This window comes from Aeromonas sp. HMWF015 (assembly GCF_963878965.1).
GTDB classification, from domain to species: Bacteria; Pseudomonadota; Gammaproteobacteria; order Enterobacterales; family Aeromonadaceae; genus Aeromonas; species Aeromonas veronii.
Genome location: NZ_CAWNZT010000160.1, coordinates 1 through 1,051 on the forward strand (window position 1 = coordinate 1; position 1,051 = coordinate 1,051).

Consider the following 1,051-nt stretch of genomic DNA (forward strand, 5'->3'; position numbering starts at 1 on the left):
CAGGAGATCAAGGACGAACTGGGGCTTAACTCCTGCCGTGTGGTCTACTTCTGGGCAGAGAAGTACGGCTGGCGGGATCTACTGACCGAAGAGGCGGTGGAGGATGCCATTGCCCGCCGGGTGCAGTCGCTGCTCGGGCGGGAGAAGAAAACCAGCGCCGAGATGGACGAACTGGATCGGCTTATCGGCCACCATGTCAGCCTCAAAGAGAAGGCCATCAAGTGGGCCGAGCGCCAGCAGGCCCTCAAAGCCCAACGTGAAGCAGGAGACGAACCCGCCCCGCCGCGAACCCCACGCGGGCGCGGTGGCCAGGAGGGCGGCCGCAGGGGTAAGGGCGGCAAGAAGGGCAAGAACGAAGTCAGCCACCTGACGGCCGATGACTTTGCCGAGTGGCTGGGCACCCTGTTTGGCTATCAGCTGCGCTGTCGGGAGGCCAAGAACGACCCGGCACTGCCGCGTACCCGCAACATCCTTAAATCCCGCCAGATCGGCATGACCTACTACTTTGCCGGCGAGGCGCTGGAAGATGCGGTACTGACCGGCGGCAACCAGATATTCCTGTCAGCCACCCGCGCCCAGGCCGAGGTGTTTCGCTCCTATATCTGCAAGATTGCCCAGACCTTCCTCGGCGTCACCCTGACCGGCAACCCCATCGTGCTGTCGAACGGGGCCGAGCTGCACTTCTGCTCCACCAACTCCAACAGCGCCCAGTCCCGCTCCGGCAACGTCTACATCGACGAGTATTTCTGGATCCCCAACTTCGAGAAGCTCTCCGACGTGGCCAGTGCCATGGCGACCCAGAGCCACTGGCGCAAGACCTACTTCTCGACCCCATCGAGCAAGGTGCATGAGGCGTACCGGTTCTGGACGGGGGATCGCTGGAAGGGGCAACGCCCGAGCCGGGTGGCCATCGACTTCCCGGGCGAAGATGACCTGCGCGATGGCGGCCGTGTTTGCCCGGATCGGCAGTGGCGTTACGTCATCACCATCGAAGATGCCATTCGGCTTGGCTGCAACCTCATCGACATCGAGGAGCTTAAAGACGAGTACC

Annotated in this window: 1 protein-coding gene; it reads left to right on the forward strand. The window is 62.9% G+C overall.

Going from position 1 to position 1,051, the window contains the following annotated elements:
- Window positions 1-1,051, forward strand: a 1,051-nt coding sequence (locus tag AACS18_RS08190; protein WP_219927942.1) for a terminase large subunit domain-containing protein, incomplete at both ends; no start/stop codon positions are given.